General features: G+C 72.2%; 1 protein-coding gene. It reads right to left on the bottom strand.

Going from position 1 to position 1,377, the window contains the following annotated elements; all coding sequences use genetic code 11:
- Positions 1 to 117 precede the first annotated feature (117 nt).
- Positions 118 to 1,377 (bottom strand): rhodanese-like domain-containing protein (locus AB0O00_RS39615; RefSeq protein ID WP_363659516.1); only part of this gene is annotated, 1,260 nt, incomplete at its 5' end.

A 1,377-nucleotide genomic window follows, 5' to 3' on the forward strand; every position in this document is an offset into this window, starting at 1 on the left:
GCGCCCGTGAGGGCACACCCCTCGCGCGTTTTACGGGGCCAGGCGCTTCGCAACTCCCTGCCGTCCCACGGGCGGGGGCGCGTCTGGGCGGTGCCCCCGGTGCCGAAGTGGCTGCGATCAGGCGTGGGTGAGGGTGTGCCAGGCGTTGTAGCCTCCGAGGACGTCCGAGACGTCGTTGCGGCCGTGGTGGCGCAGCAGGCTGGCGGCGATGGAGGAGCGGTGGCCGCCGGCGCAGTGGACGACCAGGGGGCGCTCGGTGGGGATTTCGTCGAGGCGGGCGGGGAGTTCGGCCAGGGGGATGTGCAGGGATCCCTCGATGGATCCCGATTCGCGTTCGCCGCAGGTGCGCACATCGAGGACGGTGGGGGGCTGTTCGCCGGCGAGGGCGGTGCGGAGTTGGTCGGCGGTGAGGCGGCTGGCGGGGGTGAGGTCGTCAGCGAGGGCGGTCAGGGCGGTGCCGGGGTTGCGCAGGTAGCCGGCGATGCGGTCGAAGCCGATGCGGGCGAGGCGGGTGACGACTTCGTCCTCGCGGTCCTGCGGGGCGATGATCGCGATGTCGCTGTCGGGGGCGAGGACGGTGCCGGCCTGTTCGGCGAAGCGGCCGTCGAGGGGGACGTTGATGGCGCCGCGGACGTGTCCGGCGCCGAAGTCCTGCGGGCTGCGGGCGTCGAGGACGACAGCACCTGCGCTGCGGACCTCCTTGAAGCCTTCAGGACACAGGGGTCGCACCGCGTTCGTGCGGTCGAGCAGCGGGTGGTCCTGCCGGTTGAGGGCGGCGTCGTGGCCGAAGTAGGCGGGGGCGGCGGACTGGCCGGCGGTGACGATGCGGACGAAGGTGTCCTGGTCCATGGGCCGGCAGGCGTAGTTGGTCAGGCGCTGCATGCCGATCGTGGACTGCTTCTCGGTCGAGAGGTTCTTGCCGCAGGCGGAGCCGGCGCCGTGCGCGGGGAAGACGCGGACCTGGTCGGGCAGGGCCATGAGCTTGCGGTGGACGGAGTCGTAGAGCATCGCGCCGAGATCGTCGGCGGTGACCCCGACGGACGCGAGGAGGTCGGGGCGGCCGACGTCGCCGATGAACAGGGCGTCGCCGGTGAGCACGCCGTAGGGGGCTTCGTCGTCGGGGTGCTCGTAGACGAGGACGCTGATCGACTCGGGGGTGTGTCCGGGGGTCTCCATGATCTGGAGGGTGACGTCGCCGAGGGAGATCCGTTCGCCGTCGGCGAGGTGGCGGATGGCGTACTCCGTCTCGGCCCGGCGCCCGTAGCCGATCCAGGCGCCGGTGCGGTCGGCCAGCTCCAGATGGCCGGCGAGGAAGTCCGCGTGGAAGTGGGTGTTGATCACGCCGACGACAGTGAAGCCGCGCGCCCCGGCGTCTGC

Origin of the sequence: Kitasatospora sp. NPDC093558, from assembly GCF_040683475.1 — a bacterium.
Lineage (GTDB): Bacteria > Actinomycetota > Actinomycetes > Streptomycetales > Streptomycetaceae > Kitasatospora.